Raw genomic sequence first — 19,382 nt, forward strand, 5'->3', positions numbered from 1 at the left:
ACAAAAAGTGCGCGAAAAAGCCAATTTTCATGAAAACAAGCATTTTACACGTCAAAATTAGACAGCATTTGAGAAGTACTCCTGCCACACAAATCCGGATAATTGACTTAATCTGCGCTCCGTGGTCTCAATCCACGCTGTATCACCAGACTTCGTTGCGTAACCCATAATGTCCAGCAACAGATTGATACGCTCCTCCACTGCTTGCTGCATTCGATATTCCATCTCCCGATCGGTCGCATCCGGCCAGGCCAGCAGTAGCTCATGAAACAGGTCTGCCAGTTCATTACGTTCACCAAAAGATACGTCTTGCTTCACGGGCTGTTCACCCAATGTGTTTATGCATTCTGTTAAGTCCGGCTTGACCGGCGGAAGCACTTCGTATGATACACAGTCTGTACACGCAAATACGGGTACGTTTCGAATCTCCACTTTTTTGGCGTATACCACTGTTCTTAATTCCAACTCCATTACATGTCCACATCTGCACGACTTGCGCACCACCATCACCTCATTCGTTCTATACTCTATATAAGTACCATTCGACCTATTTCGGCTCAAATCCTGCTATATACGAAAGGTTGCACAAATTACCACTCCCTCCAGATGAAGGTTGTCGAATGCAGGCAGTTACTGACTTGTAATCGCTTCCTCCAAACTGAATATGCACTTCCATGAAGTCCCTTGGAGAATCTGTTACAATTAAAGACGCAACAGACATATCACCGCAAAAAGGAGAGATGGACATGAGATTAACCGGTAAAAAAGTCATCGCTCTGGTCGATGAAGAATTCGAGGATTTAGAATTGTGGTACCCTGTACATCGGGTTCGTGAAGAAGGTGCAGAAGTGTATCTTGCTGGTGAGAAAAAAGGAAAAACCTATATTGGCAAATACGGTGTGCCTGCTGAAGCCGAATACAGTTTCGATGAACTCGACAGTTCAGATTACGATGGTATTCTCGTGCCAGGCGGCTGGGCGCCAGATAAACTGCGTCGTTATTCCAAAGTACTGGAGCTTGTGAAGGAAATGAATGCAGACCGGAAACCGATTGGACAGATCTGTCATGCGGGCTGGGTGCTGATTTCTGCCAAAATTCTGGACGGGGTAACGGTAACCTCTACACCAGGCATTCGGGATGACATGGAAAATGCAGGTGCGATCTGGAAAGATGAAGCGGTTGTTGTTGATGGACATATCATCTCGGCACGTCGTCCGCCTGACCTTCCACCTTATGGCAAGGCATTCTGTGATGCACTCGCTGACAAGTAAAAATAACCCCATTGTGCTCTCATGCACATTGGGGTTATTTTATATAACAAGTTTTCCAATAAATAATTATCACAAATGTAAATATATTAACTTAAAGGTATTTATATCCATTTTACCTAATCACGATGCGTTCGAACCACTTTGTTCATCTGGACTTCCCGTGGAGTCATTAAAGACTTGCAGTCGCTCCTCAATATCTCCGCTGGTCCGTAAGGCGAAGCACTTTCGCGCTTCTTCTTTGGCGGCCGATGCTGTTGTGTTCAGCACTCTGTGCTTCACACGTAACAGGGATTGTGGAGACATACTCAAGTGGCGAATGCCAAGCTCCAACCAAAGCGGAATGGCGCGTTCGTCCCCTGCCATCTCTCCGCACACACTGACATCAATTCCAGCCGTATGAGCCGCATCTGCTGTCGCACGAAGCATCCGCAGAACAGCCGGATGATAGGGGTGATACATATGAGCGATCTGCTCATTCATTCGATCTACTGCCAGTACATATTGAACCAGGTCGTTCGTACCAATACTGAAGAAATCCGCTTCCTCTGCGAGCAGATCAGCAATCATCACCGCTGCAGGAACTTCAATCATAATTCCCACCTGAATGTGAGGATCGTATGATAATCCGCGCTCGTCCAGATCAGACATCGCCTCACGGAGAATCTCATTGGCCTGCTGAAGTTCTTCCACCGAAGAGATCATCGGGTACATGATTTTGACATTTCCGGCAGCGCTGGCACGCAGAATGGCTGTAAGCTGTGTTTTGAACAGATCCTTGCGGTCCAGACTAATCCGAATGGCACGGTACCCCAGAAACGGATTGTCTTCCTCCGGCAGTTCAAAGTAATCGAGTTGCTTGTCACCACCGATATCCAGTGTACGAATAACAACAGATTGTCCTGCTGTTTTCTCTGCCACAAGACGATACACCTCATACTGTTCTTGCTCACCCGGGAACGTAGCACGGTCCATATACAAAAACTCTGTTCGGAACAAGCCCACACCTTTGGCTCCTTGTTTCAAAGCAAGGTCCAATTCCTTCACCGAACTGATATTGGAAGCCAAGTGCAAAACGGCCCCATCTTTGGTTACGGCATCCACGGTAGCAAGGACTTGAAGTTGTTCCTTTTTCTTCAGTTGTTTGCTGCGAAGCATGGTATACCGTTCAATCGTCTTGCGATCCGGGTCCGTAAATACCAAGCCATTGTCACCATCCACCACAAGCATATCCCCTGTCTCTACCGGCATGCCAAGACTCGCTTCCAGACCGGAAACGAGAGGAATACCAAGGGCACGAGCCATAATCGCAGAATGTGATGTTTTCCCGCCAATCAAGGTCACAATGCCTAGTACATGGGTCGGATTCAGATGCGCCAGTTGAGATGGCGAAAGCTCTTTGGCAACGAGCACATACGGCTGGGTATCCGAAGGAAGTGTAATCTCCGGTGCACCGAGCAAATGCTTGAGCAGACGGTTACCCACATCTTTGATGTCAATGGCCCGCTCCTTCATATACTCGTCTTCCAGCAAGTCAAACATCGTGACAAAGTGATCAATGGCTTCTTTGACCGCCACTTCTGCTGCCTTATATTGACGCTCGATAATGCCGCGAATTTCGTTCATGAATACTGGATCTTCGAGGATTGCAAGATGTGCATCAAAAATACTGGACTCCTCCGGACCAACAACTTCCTTGAACTCATTTTTGATATATTCGATCTCATCCTTAGATGTCCGTATGCCCTCATACAGCCGTTCGAACTCTTGGGCGAGATCTACCGAATCCATCTTCTGATCCGGCAGATCCCATTCCCAACTGGGCAGGACAAATGCTTTGCCGATGGCTATGCCTGCAGCTCCGTTGATGCCTTGTATCTTCATTCTACCCCTCCAACGTTCCTGTCATAGAGCACCACGGACATAACGGATGCCTGACCTTTCTTAACTTGCTTAAATGGAGCAAAACTCCATGATTTTACACGATCCGGATTCGTAATTACCATTGGTGTTGTCAGTGACGCCGCTTGCTCGCGGAGTACTGCCAGATCAAACTTGATCAACAACTGCCCTGGCTCCACCGTATCGCCCTCCTGAACAAAAGCTTCAAAATGGCCTTTCAATTGAGAGGTATCGATGCCGATATGCAGTAACACCTCAAGCCCCTCACGGGTAGAAATACCCAAGGCATGCATGGTCGGGTACAAGTGCATAATCGTTCCGTACACGGGTGAGACCAGCTCTCCCTTTTCCGGAACAAAGGCTACACCATCACCCACAAGCTTGGCTGCAAAGATCTGATCTGGCACCTCTTCAATTGGGAGCATTTTGCCCTGAACGGGGGCACAGAACAGAACCTGTTGCAGATCTCTTTCCAGCAGCTTCGCGATTTCTTCCCGAATCAATTCCGAGTAGGTCCCGAATACCACCTGTACGTTACCGCCACCCAACTTGATCAGTCCAGCGGACCCCATACTCTTCATGGCACCCGTGTCGATCAGGCGGTCATCATGCACAGTCAGGCGAAGACGTGTAATACATGCTTCAACCTGTACAATGTTACTCTTCCCACCCAATGCTTCGAGGATTAAAGGTGCTTGATAAGGAATGTTACCTACCCAATCTTCCAGCATGGAGCCCTCTTCACGTCCTGGTGTTGGAATCTTGAACGTACGAATCGCCCATCGGAACAGGAAGTAGTAAACCAGCCCATATAGTATGCCAATCGGAATGAGCTTCCAAGCATTCTCCGATAGATGGAAATTGAGTATGTAATCAATAATACCTGCGGAGTAAGAAAATCCATGCCGGATATCAAGCCAGTAACTAATCCACATGGCAACGCCGGACATCACTGCATGCACGATGAACAGATAAGGTGCCGCGAACAAAAAAGCAAACTCAATCTGTTCCGATACCCCGGTTAGAAAACAAACGAGTGCCGATGTCAGAAAAGTTTTCTTGATTTTTGGTTTCAGATCTTCCCTGGCTTCCTGAATAATAGCAAAGGCTATTGCCGGAATGGCAAACATCATGATGGGAAACAAACCCGCCATAAAGAATCCTGCCGTTGGATCACCTGCAAAAAATCGGGGCAAATCCCCTTGCACAATGTTACCATCAGGCGTTTCAAACGTCCCTAACTGGAACCAAAACACATTGTTAAGCAGGTGATGAAGCCCGAAAGCCACCAGCACCCTGTATAACACCCCGTAAATGAACAGTCCAAAACCCCCGAGACTGTATTCCCAAGTAGCAATGCCGTTCAATCCATGCTGTAGGATCGGAGCGAGCCATAACATAAAACAGGAGAACAATGCCGAACAGAGTCCGACGATGAGCAAAACAAACCTTGAACCTCCAAAAAATTGTAAAATTTCAGGCAGTTTAATGCTTTTAAACCGATTATGCATCCCACCGGCAAGCGCGCCGAGTATGATTCCGATTAAGGAAGCGGGCTGAACGGTGCCATCCCCAAAGTTCCGAGTCACCTGATCATATATCACGATACCAGCCAAAGCAGCAAGTCCCGCTTGTCCGGCCTGGTTGGAGAGTCCCAGTGCTACACCGACAGCGAACAAATACGGTAAGAAATAAAAAATACCGTGTCCGGCCACGGTAGACACTTCACCGACAATATCCAATCCCCAGGCGTCCCAAGGCAGACTGCCAACACTGAGCAAAATTGCGGCTGCGGGCAGGACCATTGTAGGCAGCATTACCGCTCGTCCGAGCTGCTGCAAGGATCCGAGCCAATTCATGGCGACCTCTCCTTTCTATCCTAGATGGTAAGCTTTACGCAACGTTTTGTCAAAGCAAAACAGTAACCAATTGGTAATTAATAACGGCAAAAATAGAGCAGAAAAAATCCCGTCAACTTCAAGTTAACGGGATTCATCCTATAATCATTCAATTGGTTCAGATCAGGAGATCATTCGATCACAGGTGAACGAGCCTCTCAGCCGCGTCCAGCGCCGCGCAGAACGATGGAATCCTCTACCTTGATACAACGATTCGTTACCGCTGTCATGCCATTCTCTGCAGCAATCTGGACCGCTTCATCACTATGGATGCCAAGCTGCAGCCACAGCACATTGGCTTTGATGGCAGCGGCGTCACGAGCGACATCCGCGCAAAACTCTTCGCGACGAAACACATTGACAATGTCTACCGGCTCTGGAATATCCGCGAGTGTGGCATATACCGTCTCGCCAAGGATTTCACCTTGCACCTGTGGATTAACCGGGATGATGCGATAACCTCTGCTCTGCATGGCTTCTGCCACCATATAGGAAGTGCGATCTGATTTGTCTGATAAGCCGACGACTGCGATGTTGCCTGCCTTGCGCAAAAGTTGTCCAATTTCTTCACGAGTAGGGTTGTTAAATTCCATGTTCAAGCACCATCCTTTTCTGATTAAAGTGCGTGTTCAAAAGACTGATTTTCAGTTATTTACTCTTTTACCCATTGAACCGAGGCGCCAAGCGCCTGCAAATGATCGAAATATTGCGGATAAGACTTGGCTACATGGTGTGCATCCCGAATACGAAGCGGCTCCTTGGAACGCAGACCAACAACAGTAAGCGCCATAATTACGCGATGATCGTAGTGAGCGTTAATCTCAACGCCGCCTTCAACGCCTTCTGGACGTCCGTGTACGATAATCTCAGCTTGACGCTCTTCAACGTTCGCTCCTGCCTTCCGCAGTTCGTTCAAGTAATCGGTGATTCGGTCACATTCCTTGTAACGCAGGTTCTCTACATTATAGAACCGTGACGTGCCTTCCGCAAACACAGCTGCGGCTACCATAGCCAAAACGGCGTCCGTCGCGGCATCCCCGTCGAATTCGATCGCTTTCAGTCTGCCATTACCTTGAACGTGTACAACATCGTTCTCATGTGTCAATGGCACTTCCATCATGCGCAGCACGTCAACGATGGCACGTTCACCCTGTTTGCTCTGATCCATCAGGCGCAGAATTTTCACATCAGACTGTGTAACCGCTGCTGCTGCAAGAACCGCTGCTGATCCAGGATAATCCCCTTGTACCGTATAAGTCGTTGGCTGGTATGCCTGTCCACCTGGTACACGGAAGGACATGTAATCATCACTTGCATGGATAACGATACCTGCCTGCTCCAGCACTTCCAGCGTCTGTCCGATAACGACCTTGGACTTCAGGTCATTCAGCACTTCAATGGTGCTGTCTTCTGCAAGCAAAGGCGTAACAAACAACAATGCGCTCAGATATTGGGAGCTGACGGAGCCGGATACACGAATGTGTCCACCCTTGGCATTGCCACCTTTAATTGTAATCGGCAAACGTCCTTGTTCGTGCTGTACTTCTACACCCAGTTGGCCAAGCGCATCGATCAGGTCATCATGCGGACGTTTGCCCAGCGAATCCGGGTACGTATTTACAAATGTAACGTCAGGGCAGAGCGCTGTAACTCCCATCAGGAAACGAAGTACAGCACCCGCATTCCCCACATTCAACTCACGCACATCACGGGGATGACTGCCGAAGCCCTTGATCACAATCTTGCTGTCGTCTTCTTCAAGTACTGCCCCAAGATCACGAATACATCTGCGCATGGCGTCACTGTCTTCACTGTGTGCTGGGAAATGAATGGTACTTGTGCCTTCTGCCAGCGCAGCAGCCAGCAAATAGCGGGTAGTGTAGTTTTTGGAGGACAGAGCCCCGATTTCCCCGTTCAGAGTGGGGGTTGGTTTAACAATAACGTCCATGGATGAAATTCTCCTTCATTGATTATATTGTGGCCAAATTGACATTCCATGCATCGCTTGGGTATCATTATAGGCGTTAAGTCCATACAGAAAAGAGGACCTGAATATGACACAAATAGCTGAAATTGAAACGTCTGAGCTGCGCCGCCGTTTACAGGCGGGAGAGAAGCTGCAGATGATAGACGTCCGCGAGGACGATGAAGTCGCGCAAGGTATGATCGAAGGAGCCAAGCATATCCCGCTTGGACAGATTCCGGACCGACTGTCTGAGATTGAGAAATCAGGCGAGATCGTGATCATCTGTCGTAGCGGCTACCGCAGTGAGCGTGCCTGTGAATATCTGCAGCAACTGGGATATGAAGGCTGTACGAACATGGTCGGCGGTATGCTTCAGTGGCAACAGGAAGACTAGAGTAACCCGGAGAGAAGCGAAATCATTTGTAACCTTTAACTTCTACTCCACTCTTAGAAACGGGCCAATATGGCCCGTTTTGTTATATCTGCCACCATCTTTCATCCATCAAACTTCGATGATAACAAGCTTAGACGCGGTAATGCGCTAAAATTAAACGAGTCACTTCAGCAGCGGATAACTCGGTTGTATCCACCGTATAATGTGCGAACCGGTATGCGTCTTTCCGTTCCTCCATAATTGCCTTGATGCGTTCCTCTGCATTGCCTGCAAGAAGGGGACGATTGTCACAGCCGCTAACACGTTCCACAATCACTGCCGGATCAGCAGTCAGAGCAACAACCCAACCATTTTCCAACATCACGTCACAATTATCTGAACGCAGCACCACGCCACCTCCGGTCGCTATGACCTGTGACTTTTTCTCCAGTACCGAACACAACACGCGGCTCTCGGCATCACGGAAATACGTCTCTCCCTTGTCGGTGAACAGTTCCGGAATCGTACAGCCTTCCTCTTTTTCCACCGCGGCGTCCACATCAATCAATCGGTAACCAAGCTCACGTGCGAGCATATCAGCGACGGTTGATTTGCCGGTTCCCATCATGCCGATGAGAATAATATTGTTAGACTTGCTCAAGGTGTACACTCCTTTAATTCAAGCAATTCGTGAGCACTTTTGTCCTATCATAACACAGCCCTGCGGACTGGGAAAGACCATCTCCCAACCGACTTCCTTTCGACCATCCGCAGGTACTTCCAAGACAGATCAAGTAACTCCCAGCATATAAGCTACGTAAGATCTCAACCTCAAGCAGTTTTGAGCCCCCAAACTTCTCAATCCGTACTCTTCAGCAACCTGACGAACCCCAATAAGCTTATTTACAGTAAAAAAGAGGCCTAGCGTTAACCGGCAATCACCGGAACGCCAAACCTCTTTTAAGCCTCTTAGCAGGCCAAATCTGCCTCTTTAAGGCGCTCAACCCAAATCTCATCGAATTCGTATAGGTGATACTACTCCATCCAGTTGTGGTGGAAGCTGCCTTCTTTGTCCACACGTTTGAACGTGTGAGCACCAAAGTAGTCACGTTGTGCTTGCAGCAAGTTTGCTGGCAAACGCTCTGTACGGTAGCTGTCGTAGTAAGACAGTGCGCTGGAGAAACCAGGTACTGGAACACCTTGTTTTACAGCAGCCGCTACAACTTCACGCCATGCGCCTTGATAAGACTCAACGATGTTTTGGAAGTAAGGATCCAAGAGCAAGTTTTTCAGAGCTGCGTCTTTATCATAAGCTTCCTTGATGTTTTGCAGGAACTGCGAACGGATGATGCAGCCGCCGCGGAAGATCATGGCAATGTTGCCGTATTTCAGATCCCAGCCATACTCGTCGGAAGCTGCACGCATTTGTGCAAATCCTTGTGCGTAGGATACGATTTTACTTGCAAAGAGGGCTTTACGCACGCTCTCGATAAATGCTTTTTTGTCGCCGGAGAACGCTTCAGTCGCTGGTCCACTCAGGATTTTGCTAGCTGCTACACGCTCGTCTTTCATCGCAGACAGGAACCGGGAGAATACGGATTCTGTGATCATGGACAATGGAACGCCGAGATCCAGCGCACTTTGGCTTGTCCATTTACCTGTTCCTTTTTGTCCAGCCGCGTCCAGAATCACGTCAACCATTGGTTTGCCTGTTTCTGGATCGTATTTGGAGAAGATATCTGCAGTGATTTCAATCAGGTAGCTGTCCAGCTCTCCTTGATTCCACTCGGTGAAGATCTCATGCAACTCTTCAACGGAAACGTTCAATACGGATTTGAGCAAGTGGTACGCTTCACCAATCAACTGCATATCTCCGTACTCAATACCGTTATGTACCATTTTCACATAGTGTCCGGCACCATCAGGTCCAATATATGTACAACATGGATCGTCACCGACTTTGGCCGAGATCGCCGTCAGAATCGGTTCAACCAGTTTATAAGCACTTTCCTGTCCACCAGGCATGATGGAAGGGCCTTTCAGTGCGCCTTCTTCACCACCGGACACACCTGTACCGATGAAGCGAATACCTTTGTCTTCCAACTCTTTGCTGCGACGTTGCGTGTCAGGGAAGTATGCGTTCCCTCCATCGATGATGATGTCGCCCTCATCCAGGTGAGGAAGCAGTTGTTCAATGGTAGCGTCGGTCGCTTTACCGGCTTGTACCATGATCAAAATTTTGCGCGGGGATTCCAGGGATGCTACGAACTCTTCAATGGAGAATGAGCCTGTCAGGTTTTTACCTTCAGCTTCTTTCAGAAGATCATTGGTTTTCTCCGGGGAACGGTTATATACCGATACTGAGAAACCTTTGCTTTCAATGTTAAGGGCCAAATTTTTGCCCATGACAGCCAGGCCAATTACGCCAATTTGTTGTTTTGTCATCTGGTCCTCCATCCTTTGCTCCAATTAATTTTATTGAAATAAATTCTCAACAATACTCCCATTTTAACGGTTTTATGTATAGAAGTGAACCCCGTGGTACAGGTACGCAACGAGAAAACACCCCAATCTGCTGAGGTGTTCATCGTATTTTCATAAATAGAACCGTGAAGACAATAGATCATGCCAAAGTAATCCAATATTGTACATCTGATGGTATAATCATATCCATTGAACCTGGACTGAAGAAGGAGGAGCATAACACGTGGCATGGGAACAGCTTTCAAAGCAAGAACAATTTTTAATGGATATTCGCAGAACCTTTTTGTTGGGGGCTTATATCAATGAATGGGGTATGCCAGAGCTCAGAACCGTTCTTTCGCAACCGAACCGAGGCATTCATATCGAAATTTATTATTTCCCTCCCACCGCGCATGCAGACATCGCCAGATTCGCAACGGTCGGATTGTCTCAGGCATGTCGTCCTTCAGGGGAGAAGGTCGCTTCGGAGTGGATGCTCGCGCTGCAACCCAATCTCGGTGGGGAAAATGTGGAGCGTGTGAACACCTATATGGCCGATCTGATCTCCCATCACATCGAAAATGTACCGGATTCAACGGTTCCGCGTGTGATGACATCGAGCGAATTAGCACCCTCCCGTTGGACTGTAACTGCCTTTCTCCTCGATGAATTGCGAGGTGAAAGCGAATCCTTGGAACAGATACACGTAGGCCATGAAACGATTCCGTTACTATGGGCCATCCCCATCACCTCGTATGAAGCCAATCTGTTGTTATCCGCGGGATTGGATGAATTCGACGCCTTCATCGAAAGCTCGGAATACTCTATCATTGACCCCTGTCGTCCATAATGCCCTCTATATACAAATAAAGCCCTGGCTTGCGCCAGGGTTTTGATATGAATTGATGTTATTTTTCGAGAGCAGTTTTCATTCACCTTCCAGCGTTAACTGTTCCTCAACCTTCCAACATTAACAGATGTCCGGACAGTTGTTTTAAGACTTCACGACAAGCATTTGCTTTGTCTAGATTATCCATCTGTATGGCAGTGTGGAGGCGCTCCAGTTCATCGTCCACTTCCATGCGCAACAACATGAGCCTTTCCTCGCCTTCACGCGAGAGGAACATTTCTTCCATCTCTTCCGCCGTTGGCGCGGGTTCCTTTTGAAATATCACACGCTGTTTGAAACCAGAAACTTCCACGAGCCGAATCACTTCACCGAATAAAATGTTCTCAACAGTCATCTGCTGATCCTTAAACCGCTTCACAACTGCATGCCCACGTGTATCTCCAATCAGCTTCTCCAGCCATTCTGCAAGCTTTGCGTCCTTAATGATGTAATCCCCAGTCATCTTATAGTTCCCCGTGCGTGTCTGTTGAAAGCGGAGCTTTACCAGCTTGCGGCCGGTCCGGACTGACAGGATAAAAAAGGATTCGTCCTCGCTCCAATATAGTGAATATCCCTCACGAATAAGGTCTCTGATCAAATTTTGGATATGCCGACGGTTGAACCGCAGCTCCAGATTGCAATATTCAACTTCATAACTCTTATTCACGGCACTCCCTCCATCTGTACCGGATCTGCTCCGGCCCTCGTCTTCAATCGCTTCTACTCAATCGGCTTACCCTATTTTATACTTCATTTTATGTAAGGGTACTTGGTTATTTGACTATTTTTCACCGAAAGGACCGCAGCACTACAGCTTTCCGCAAGCGCACAGGGGCAAGCCCCCGATTTTCATGTTATAAACATCCCAAATGCTGTTAACTTCTGTGGCGAGAAGGATAACCCGCCACATCAAAAAAGGGAGCTCCACAACCATGAAGGTTGACGGAACTCCCTTTTTTCTATTTTATTTGGCTGGAGCGGTGCGAAACGGATTACGGGATAACACAAAGTGCACTACGGCAAGTCCTGCCATGACGATGGCACTGCCAATGAATGGGGCCGGATGGCTAACGTGGTCCCACAACAATCCGGAAACAATTGGACCTACAACCATGCCTGATCCCTGCAAAGTGAGGAAGAATCCCCAGATTGCTCCCCGCTCCCCTTTGGGAATCAGTGTGGCTACAAACGCATTCCAGGCGGGCAGAATCATGGCATAACTGACGCCCACCAGCATAACAACACCAAAGACTACCGGAATGGATGTTATGGAGGAAAATGCGAACAGACTTGCTGACGCCATCAAAAAACCAACGTTCAGGAATGGTTTCGTACCAAACCTGTCTACCATTTTACCTACAGGCAGTAAGGCAATAACGGTTATTCCTCCCCCCGCAATCAACAACAGACTATACAGGTTGGGTGAGATATGCAGGTCTGTGCGTGTATATAGCGTGATTACTGGACTGAGCAGCCCAATGACAAATGACTGCATAAACAAGGCAGGATACACTAACGGATTAACATTAAGCGTGCTGCGAACCCGCTGCAGTGTGCCCTTTACACTCTTTTGCAGCCGGATGAACGGCGTGAGCAAGTTTGGTTTGGCTGGATATTTCACATCTCGATTCTTCACCGCTTGCTCGGCATGCTCCTCTCCTTCGACGATGACACGTCCAGGAAGAATCATGGCCACCAGAATAACGAGAATGGCACAACCCATCAACACAAGAAATATGGTGCGATAATCATGATGCGTACGCTCCAGCAACCAGTTCATGCCGACTGGACCAAGGCCTGTACCGCCCAGAGCGGCCATCTCCAGCGCCCCCATTGCTGTACCATTCTTGTTCTGTGGGCCTGACATCGCAGTCACTCCTGTCATGGCGCAAGGCCAGAGCGGTGACGTACCGATGCCAAGAATCAGACAGGCCATGGCCAGTCCAACGGCACTTTTGAGAAAAAGGATCATAATAACAGCGATTAGGGTACAGATTAGTGCTGTGACCATCGTTGCGCGGAACCCGATCCGTTCTGCTGCCCAGCCGGAAGGTGCCCGGAACAGATTATCGCCCAGATATTGAAGAGCAAATGCCACACCAATGACGCCTGCGGACAGACCCAGAATATTGTCCATATACACGGGCAAAACGGCTACCAACAGGGCTCCTTTGATAATTTCAACTAGAAAAAGTGTCAGCCACATCGCGATAAAAAATGGTGATCGCAAAATTTTGGCTGGTTTTGTATCAGTTTGCATTCTTTTTCCCCTTTCGGCGTTCATTTGCCTATTCCCTATCCTTAGTGTAACCGTGGGGAATGTGCCCAAATCTCGGCAATTTAAAAAATTGTCGATTATACCTGTTGCATTCGGGTCTTAATTTGCTATACTCATCTTTGTTTACCAATTTTATTAGGAAGGGTTGTGACAGCAATAATGAATCACCACCGTACGCCGCTGTTTACCGCTTTAAAAAATCATGCGGCACTCAATCCGGTACAGTTTCATATTCCGGGCCATAAAAAAGGATTGGGAGCGGATACCGAATTCCGTGAATTTATTGGCGATAATGCCTTCTCCATAGATTTGATTAACATCGCACCGCTGGATGACCTGCATCAGCCAACCGGTGTCATTCAGGAAGCACAGATTTTGGCAGCAGATGCCTTCGGAGCCGATTATACCTATTTTAGTGTACAAGGCACAAGCAGTGCCATTATGACCATGATTCTGTCTGTATGCTCACCGGGTGACAAAATTATTGTGCCCCGCAATGTGCATAAATCGGTTCTGTCCGCCATTATTTTCTCAGGCGCCAAACCCGTATTTGTTTCTCCTTCACAAGATGCCAATCTGGGTATTGACCATGGAGTGACTACACAGTCCATCCGTCGTGCACTTGAGCGTCATCCGGATGCCAAGGCATTACTTGTCATTAACCCGACCTATTACGGCGTGGTTACCGATCTGAAAGAGATTGTTGAGCTGGCACACAGCTATCAAGTCCCTGTGCTTGTTGATGAAGCACATGGCGTACTCATTCATTTCCATGAGGATCTGCCATTGTCTGCGATGGCAGCAGGTGCCGATATGGCTGCAACCAGTGTTCACAAGCTTGGTGGCTCCATGACACAGAGTTCCGTACTCAACCTGAACACGAAGAATGGATTCGTGAATCCACAGCGTGTACAGACGATCCTGAGTCTGCTCACCTCAACATCAACTTCATACATTTTGCTTGCTTCACTCGACACATCCAGACGTAACCTGGCACTCCACGGTCGTGAGATTGCACAGAAGGCGATTGATCTGGCCGATTTTGCCAGACGTTCGATTAACGATATGGATGGACTGTATTGTTTCGGTAAAGAGCTGCTGGGTACAGAAGCGACCTTCAATTACGACCCAACCAAAGTAACCATCCATGTTCGCCATCTGGGCATTACAGGGTACGAGACAGAGAACTGGCTGCGTGAGCATTACAACATTGAGGTCGAACTTAGTGATATGTACAATATTCTGTGTCTCATCACGCCAGGAGATACGGACGACAGCGTGGATATCTTGCTGAACGCTCTGCAGGATCTCTCCCGTACCTATTATCAAGTGAACCCAGCCCATGAACTGGTAGTCAAAGTGCCGGATATTCCACAGTTGATGTTGACTCCACGTGATGCATTCTACGGTGATACCGAAGTGATTCCGTTTAAGGAATCCGCAGGACGTATTATCTCGGAATTCATCTATGTCTATCCGCCAGGAATTCCGATCCTGTTACCGGGTGAGGTTATTACCCAAGAGAACATCGACTACATCATCGATCATGTCGAAGTTGGATTGCCTGTCAAAGGACCCGAAGATCGCAGCGTAACCAACGTTAAAGTGATCGTGGAAGCCGATGCCATTTTCTAAAACACCCCCTCGCGCTGAGCAGGGATAAACTTGAAGGACCAAGCCTTGCGCTTGGTCTTTTTAATTTTGTCAGACAATTTTATTGGACAAGTGAGTTTGCATTTTCCCGTCTATTTCGTCCTTCAAACCGATCATACATATGCTCGTCCACTTCTTAAAAGCAAACAAAAGGCCCCCTGAATTCAAGGAGCCTTCGTGTTATGTTCCAAAAGAATGACTATTCTTGTGATGCAACGAGTTCGTTGTAAGCCGCTTCAACGCGGTTCCACTCTTCTTCGTCTTCAATATTGTAGAGCACCATTTCCTCGTCTTCTTCTTCCATACGCAGGATGATGCCGTCAGCTTCAGGATTGTTACGTTCCAGCAGGAGCGCATAAACATGCTTCTCCACGTCAAACGTCTCAACCAAAACCATCTCCACGTCTTGGCCGTTCTCGTCAGTTAATGTGAGAAGGACTTCTTCATGCTCGTGGTCGTGGTCGTGGTCTTGCCCGCATCCGCAGCCATCGCCGTGTTCATGTGTGTGATCGCTCATTGAAATACCTCGCTTTATAAATAGAAATTGTGTAACCTTGCATATCGTAACATGTTCAATGACCCAGGTCAATTTAACTCACAGGGTTATTTTCGCTTCAATCGTTCAGCGCTGTAATGATTTTCTCCGCTACCAGGACGTAGCTGCTGTTTGCATTTTCTTTAATATGAAAGCCGACTTGATACTTGCCGGCACGACTGAAATCGTACGTAAAATCGTATGTGCGGAACCAGAAGTTATCCTTCTGTGTCGTAAGCTCCTGTGACTGGATATCCTTCACCTGACCGCTTGGATTGGTAATCGTTACTTTCACCGCAGCTACATCTGCTGTCAGACTGTCCACTTGGGAAAATACATTGAATTTCAGCTTCCCTACGTTAACGTTGCCAAATACAGTGTCTCCCTTGAAGAGAAAAATATGTACATTCGGTTTGATCACCGTTACTCTCTTGTTACTGCTATCCCACTTGACGACGCCTCCGGCTTCCCTTACGGGTACATAGGTCGTTCCATCAATGAGATAACCTCCATCAGCTGCTTCCTTGCCGTTAATGAGAACACGAATCTTCTCGTTCACCGAATCAGCAAACAATAAAGACCCGCCGAGCAAGGAGAATACCGTGACACAAAGCAATACTCGTTTCCATTTCATCCCGTCAATATTCCCTCCCCTGCTGCTAGCTGTTGTACATTTATACTGTAGATTCATCCACAAAGTTGCGCTGTTTTTCATCATTTTTCATTTTTTATCCAGAATTTTTTCCACCCCTTGGAATGCACAAATAGAGGCACTCCTCATTAAAGGATGCCTCTGTTCTATTATTGTTATAATTACGGAATTATACGAAGAGTTATGATGAAGTATGGCGGGTCAGGATACAGGGAACGCCCTTGCCTATAGCCCCATCAATTCGCATCCGCGCAGCGTAATCCATGCCTCGTGTACATGGTGTTTTACATCTCTCACATACATCGGAAGTGACCAACTTCATGGACACCCGAATTTTGTCACTCTTTAATGCGGGAGCTTTCTTTCCCTTTGCTTTTGCCATCCCGGATTCCCCATTTCCCCAAATGCTTACTGATGTAATGCATCATATGGGGATTCGCCCGGTTGTGTGTCTATTTAGAAAACGTATTTAAATAATAAAAATATGACAAGGAGGATACCTCCAAGAATGAGCCAGTTGCTGATTTCATACCAAATGCTCTTGCCTCCGGACAGGTATTTCTGTTCATTCTCCTGATGACGCTGACGGTGTGTATCGGTCTCAGAGCCATGGGGTGGTTTGCTAAAATCCATCATAAGTACATTCCCCCTTTCAGCAGTTTTGTGTAATCTTAATACCATTATAACCCATAATTGAGTATGAATTTGATTTTTCTGTATCAAAAGGGCTGTTTGATGCAAATGGTTCTATTGGATAGCAGATAGTTCTTCTTCTGTGACCCATTTGTGGTTTTTTATCGAATCTCCCCCTGTTGTCGGGGTGTAATCAACCATATATACCGTTGTCTGTTCAGCAGTCTCAATTGTGGCCTTGGCACCCTTCATTCCTTTCATGTGATCAGCGCTCAACAGCACCTCAGAACCTACCGCATACGATTGTTCCGTATGATCGTGTATTTCCTCATGAATAACCCATTTATGATTCTGTACGGGATCTCCACCTGTGGTTGGGGTATACGTCACTGCATATACCGTAGTCTCATATGCTCCAACGATCTTTGCTTTTGCACCCTTCATGCCCGACATGTGATCGGCACTCATCAACGCCTGGCTTCCTATTGGAAAGGTGGGATTGCTTTTCTCCCGCAGTCCTTCCGGTAGCTCTCCCGATTCAGAATGGTGCATCTCACCTGCGGTGGTTGTACGACTGTCATCGTTACTTTCAATAGTCTGCCGAGTCTCCTTGCCACATCCACTCAAAACCAAACTGCTTGCGATCATTATAGTCGATATGGTCAGTAAGTACTTTTTCATGTTTTGCACTCCTTTAATTCTATTTATACTACTCATTATACCCCCTATAGGTATATCACAACCATTATTATTGTTTTTTTCTGGGCAAGGTGTATCTTACTCGGAGCAAAATAAACCAAAAAAGCCTCACGATTTCTCGGAGGCTTCTTATCAAGAACAAATCATTTCAGTGATTATACCTTACGCCAGTTCCACGTTAACATTCACGTTCCCTTTAATTCCTTTGGAATATGGGCAGTAGTCATGGGCAAGTTTCACAAATTTCTGTGCTGTCTCCTCATCCAGACCAAGAATTTTAACTTCCAAATCGACTTGAAGCTTCACGCCGTTATCCTCAGGATCCGTCACCAACATGACGGTTGCAGCTACAGTACTTCTTTCAATTTCAACTTTGTGTTTCTTCAACTGAAACTCCAGTGCGGAGTTAAAACAAGCACTATACCCTGCTGCAAACAATTGCTCCGGATTGGTAGCTGTTGTCACTTGTCCTCCCAGTTCAGGCGGTGCCGCAACATCCAACATAAACACGTTATCCGGGGATTGTACAATTCCTTGACGTCCACCTGTATTGATGACTGTTGTTTCATATAATGTTTTCATTTGTGAAAACTCCTTTAGTTGATTAGATTTATTTTGGCTAAATTTCTATTCTCTTGTATCGCTAACAATTACATTGTACACAATTAAATTGTGTATGTAAATAGTTATTATTAAAAAATAATACAGTTTAATGCTGCGTTTAAATGATTAGCGATGATGAGGATTATCATTGTAGTCATCAGTAGAGGAAATGTCTCCTTTCTTAACTGTCATCCATCAGATTGCTTAAGTCGAACCTAAGGAGGAATAACACGTTTGGAGAATAATTCATTTCTATCCCCGGACAAGCCCAAACATAAATTCAGGACACTCTATGAGATGTTGGCTGTATCAACCAAACTGGGCCTTACTTCATTTGGAGGACCCATCGCTCATCTTGGTTATTTCCATGAAGAATATGTTCGCCGTAGAAAATGGATGGATGAACGAAGCTATGCAGATTTAGTTGCGCTATGTCAATTTTTGCCCGGACCTGCCAGCAGTCAAGTCGGGATTGGAATTGGCATCATCCGAGGCGGATTGCTGGGGGGACTGATGGCTTGGCTTGGTTTTACACTTCCATCTGTCATTGCGTTAGTATTGTTCGCTTTTCTTCTGCAAGGATTTGATATCAGCAGTACTGGCTGGATTCACGGTCTGAAAATTGTTGCTGTAGCTATTGTCGCTCAGGCGATATGGGGCATGGGGCAAAAACTAACTCCTGACCGCTACAGGGCAACCATCGCTATCTTTACTGCAGCGGCGACTCTTGTGTGGCAGACTGCGTTCACTCCAATCCTTTTTATTGTTATTGCAGGCGTAATAGGGATGGTTCATTTTAGTAAAATGACTGAGTTTAAAACAGTAGACTTGTCTGTCCCTGTGAATCGTAACTTGGCAATCGTCTGTTTGGCTACGTTCTTTGGAATCCTGATTCTTCTCCCGTTACTCACACCCTTTGATCGTTCGGGGTGGCTGTTATTCTTTGATAGCTTCTACCGTTCAGGATCACTCGTATTTGGCGGAGGGCATGTTGTACTTCCGTTACTGGAACGTGAATTCGTCCCGGCAGGTATGATCAACAAGTCCGATTTTTTGGCGGGATATGGAGCAGCACAAGCTGTACCCGGACCATTGTTCACCTTTGCCAGTTATTTAGGAGCGATGATGCGTGGCATTCCAGGAGCTTTGGTTGCAACGATCGCTATCTTTTTGCCAGCTTTCCTTCTGATCGTAGGCGCATTGCCCTTCTGGAATTCTTTATGCAAAAGCTCGAAAACTCAAGATGCATTACTCGGAATTAATGCAGCCGTTGTAGGTATTTTGTTGGCGTCGTTGTACGATCCGCTTTGGACAACTGCGATCCTGACTCCTGTTGATTTTGCCCTGGTATGCATGTTGTTTCTAATGCTCGTTTTTTGGAAAGTACCACCGTGGATCGTTGTCGCTGCTGGTGCAGCAGGCGGTACAATGATGAACCTTCTCTAAATAAAAAAGGTACCCAAACACTGCACTTCTTTTTCAAAGCGTCAGGTGTTTAGGTACCCTATTACTGCCAGTAAGTTATTGACCGATCCATGCAGATCATCTATTTATTTTCTTCAGCATCCCA

Annotated in this window: 20 protein-coding genes; 5 read left to right on the top strand and 15 right to left on the bottom strand. The window is 47.0% G+C overall.

From position 1 onward, the window contains the following. Nucleotides 1-57 precede the first annotated feature (57 nt). Nucleotides 58-471, bottom strand: a complete 414-nt coding sequence (locus tag NZ043_RS30705) for a hypothetical protein (protein WP_091014249.1) — start codon at nucleotides 469-471, stop codon at nucleotides 58-60. 275 nt (nucleotides 472-746) lie between these two features. Between NZ043_RS30705 and NZ043_RS30710 the strand changes: the two genes are divergently transcribed. Continuing rightward, entirely contained in the window at nucleotides 747-1,271 is a 525-nt protein-coding gene (locus NZ043_RS30710) for a type 1 glutamine amidotransferase domain-containing protein (RefSeq protein WP_133385497.1), read from the top strand. 120 nt (nucleotides 1,272-1,391) lie between these two features. On the opposite strand, the gene ptsP is transcribed toward NZ043_RS30710, so the two are convergent. From ptsP to aroA, 4 genes are all read right to left on the bottom strand, one after another. Next, the gene (ptsP, locus tag NZ043_RS30715; RefSeq protein WP_036614699.1) at nucleotides 1,392-3,152 is read right to left on the bottom strand and encodes a phosphoenolpyruvate--protein phosphotransferase; all 1,761 of its coding nucleotides are present in this window, start codon (nucleotides 3,150-3,152) and stop codon (nucleotides 1,392-1,394) included. Beyond that, nucleotides 3,149-5,029: a glucose PTS transporter subunit IIA gene (locus NZ043_RS30720; RefSeq protein WP_036674872.1), complete on the bottom strand. Its 1,881-nt coding sequence runs from the start codon at nucleotides 5,027-5,029 to the stop codon at nucleotides 3,149-3,151. Before NZ043_RS30720 ends, ptsP begins: the two co-directional genes overlap by 4 nt. Nucleotides 5,030-5,226: 197 nt before the next feature. After that, nucleotides 5,227-5,661 (bottom strand): CoA-binding protein, encoded by a 435-nt coding sequence (locus NZ043_RS30725; RefSeq protein ID WP_017687409.1) that lies wholly within the window; start codon nucleotides 5,659-5,661, stop codon nucleotides 5,227-5,229. Between the two features lie 59 nt (nucleotides 5,662-5,720). After that, nucleotides 5,721-7,016, bottom strand: a complete 1,296-nt coding sequence (aroA, locus tag NZ043_RS30730) for a 3-phosphoshikimate 1-carboxyvinyltransferase (protein WP_339310030.1) — start codon at nucleotides 7,014-7,016, stop codon at nucleotides 5,721-5,723. A gap of 106 nt (nucleotides 7,017-7,122) precedes the next feature. On the opposite strand from aroA, the gene NZ043_RS30735 reads away from it, so the two are divergent. Beyond that, the gene (locus tag NZ043_RS30735) at nucleotides 7,123-7,428 is read left to right on the top strand and encodes a rhodanese-like domain-containing protein (RefSeq protein WP_017687407.1); all 306 of its coding nucleotides are present in this window, start codon (nucleotides 7,123-7,125) and stop codon (nucleotides 7,426-7,428) included. 130 nt (nucleotides 7,429-7,558) lie between these two features. Here the strand turns inward: NZ043_RS30735 and NZ043_RS30740 are convergent, their stop codons facing one another. Then, the gene (locus tag NZ043_RS30740) at nucleotides 7,559-8,068 is read right to left on the bottom strand and encodes a shikimate kinase (RefSeq protein ID WP_339310031.1); all 510 of its coding nucleotides are present in this window, start codon (nucleotides 8,066-8,068) and stop codon (nucleotides 7,559-7,561) included. A gap of 374 nt (nucleotides 8,069-8,442) precedes the next feature. Continuing rightward, entirely contained in the window at nucleotides 8,443-9,852 is a 1,410-nt protein-coding gene (gene gndA, locus NZ043_RS30745; RefSeq protein WP_339310033.1) for an NADP-dependent phosphogluconate dehydrogenase, read from the bottom strand. A gap of 262 nt (nucleotides 9,853-10,114) precedes the next feature. Here gndA and NZ043_RS30750 point away from each other — a divergent pair, with 262 nt between their 5' ends. Further along, complete coding sequence (locus NZ043_RS30750; protein ID WP_339310035.1) at nucleotides 10,115-10,720, top strand: suppressor of fused domain protein; 606 nt, start codon at nucleotides 10,115-10,117, stop codon at nucleotides 10,718-10,720. Nucleotides 10,721-10,826: 106 nt separating this feature from the next. Here the strand turns inward: NZ043_RS30750 and NZ043_RS30755 are convergent, their stop codons facing one another. Together NZ043_RS30755 and NZ043_RS30760 are read right to left on the bottom strand one after the other, a co-directional pair. After that, complete coding sequence (locus NZ043_RS30755; RefSeq protein WP_253439148.1) at nucleotides 10,827-11,426, bottom strand: hypothetical protein; 600 nt, start codon at nucleotides 11,424-11,426, stop codon at nucleotides 10,827-10,829. 297 nt (nucleotides 11,427-11,723) lie between these two features. Further along, nucleotides 11,724-13,019, bottom strand: coding sequence for an MFS transporter (locus tag NZ043_RS30760; protein WP_339310037.1), 1,296 nt, complete (start codon nucleotides 13,017-13,019; stop codon nucleotides 11,724-11,726). A gap of 177 nt (nucleotides 13,020-13,196) precedes the next feature. Here NZ043_RS30760 and NZ043_RS30765 point away from each other — a divergent pair, with 177 nt between their 5' ends. After that, nucleotides 13,197-14,672, top strand: a complete 1,476-nt coding sequence (locus NZ043_RS30765) for an aminotransferase class I/II-fold pyridoxal phosphate-dependent enzyme (protein WP_253442690.1) — start codon at nucleotides 13,197-13,199, stop codon at nucleotides 14,670-14,672. 217 nt (nucleotides 14,673-14,889) lie between these two features. On the opposite strand, the gene NZ043_RS30770 is transcribed toward NZ043_RS30765, so the two are convergent. The 6 genes from NZ043_RS30770 to NZ043_RS30795 all read right to left on the bottom strand — a co-directional run bounded on the left by NZ043_RS30770 (nucleotide 14,890) and on the right by NZ043_RS30795 (nucleotide 17,791). Beyond that, nucleotides 14,890-15,207 (bottom strand): DUF1292 domain-containing protein, encoded by a 318-nt coding sequence (locus NZ043_RS30770; RefSeq protein WP_036614722.1) that lies wholly within the window; start codon nucleotides 15,205-15,207, stop codon nucleotides 14,890-14,892. Nucleotides 15,208-15,304: 97 nt separating this feature from the next. Then, on the bottom strand, nucleotides 15,305-15,859 hold the full coding sequence (locus NZ043_RS30775; RefSeq protein ID WP_253439155.1) for a copper amine oxidase N-terminal domain-containing protein: 555 nt from the start codon (nucleotides 15,857-15,859) through the stop codon (nucleotides 15,305-15,307). Nucleotides 15,860-16,058: 199 nt separating this feature from the next. Continuing rightward, on the bottom strand, nucleotides 16,059-16,259 hold the full coding sequence (locus NZ043_RS30780) for a hypothetical protein (protein WP_253439158.1): 201 nt from the start codon (nucleotides 16,257-16,259) through the stop codon (nucleotides 16,059-16,061). 74 nt (nucleotides 16,260-16,333) lie between these two features. Further along, nucleotides 16,334-16,513 carry a hypothetical protein gene (locus NZ043_RS30785; RefSeq protein WP_017687398.1) on the bottom strand — a complete coding sequence of 60 codons (180 nt, stop codon included), beginning with the start codon at nucleotides 16,511-16,513 and terminating at the stop codon, nucleotides 16,334-16,336. A 111-nt stretch (nucleotides 16,514-16,624) separates the two neighbouring features. Beyond that, complete coding sequence (locus NZ043_RS30790) at nucleotides 16,625-17,191, bottom strand: YdhK family protein (RefSeq protein ID WP_339310039.1); 567 nt, start codon at nucleotides 17,189-17,191, stop codon at nucleotides 16,625-16,627. 180 nt (nucleotides 17,192-17,371) lie between these two features. After that, nucleotides 17,372-17,791 (bottom strand): organic hydroperoxide resistance protein, encoded by a 420-nt coding sequence (locus tag NZ043_RS30795; protein ID WP_124116066.1) that lies wholly within the window; start codon nucleotides 17,789-17,791, stop codon nucleotides 17,372-17,374. A gap of 318 nt (nucleotides 17,792-18,109) precedes the next feature. Here NZ043_RS30795 and NZ043_RS30800 point away from each other — a divergent pair, with 318 nt between their 5' ends. Next, the gene (locus tag NZ043_RS30800; protein WP_339312918.1) at nucleotides 18,110-19,258 is read left to right on the top strand and encodes a chromate transporter; all 1,149 of its coding nucleotides are present in this window, start codon (nucleotides 18,110-18,112) and stop codon (nucleotides 19,256-19,258) included. The last annotated feature ends 124 nt before the right edge of the window (nucleotides 19,259-19,382 follow it).

Origin of the sequence: Paenibacillus sp. FSL k6-2145 (assembly GCF_037976585.1) — a bacterium.
GTDB lineage: Bacteria > Bacillota > Bacilli > Paenibacillales > Paenibacillaceae > Paenibacillus.